The sequence below is a fragment of the Pseudomonas sp. PME37.24/006 genome (assembly GCF_055556635.1).
Window position 1 is genome coordinate 1 of record NZ_JBVHNL010000020.1, and the last position, 385, is coordinate 385.

At 60.8% G+C, this 385-nt stretch carries 1 protein-coding gene; it reads left to right on the forward strand.

Annotation, left to right across the window (positions count from 1 at the left end; translation table 11 throughout):
* A partial coding sequence (locus tag ACZ3GY_RS23680; protein WP_465912173.1) for a uroporphyrinogen decarboxylase/cobalamine-independent methonine synthase family protein occupies positions 1-385 on the forward strand: 385 nt, incomplete at both ends.

A 385-nucleotide genomic window follows, 5' to 3' on the forward strand; every position in this document is an offset into this window, starting at 1 on the left:
ATGGCGAGCAGACGCGCCAGCATTTCGTGACCACCTTCATCGAGCATCTCGACGGCGTGGATTTTGCAAAGCGCGAAACGGTACGCATCCGCAATCGCTATGACGCCAGCGTGCCCACGGTGATGGGTGCGGTATCGCGCCAGAAGCCGGTGTTCGTGGAGGATGCGCGCTTCCTGCGCAGCCAGACCGAGCAGCCGATCAAGTGGGCGCTGCCCGGCCCCATGACGATGATCGACACGCTCTACGACAATCACTACAAGAGCCGCGAAAAACTGGCCTGGGAATTCGCCACGATCCTCAACCAGGAAGCGCGCGAGCTGGAGGCGGCGGGGGTGGACATCATCCAGTTCGATGAACCGGCCTTCAATGTCTTCTTCGATGAGGT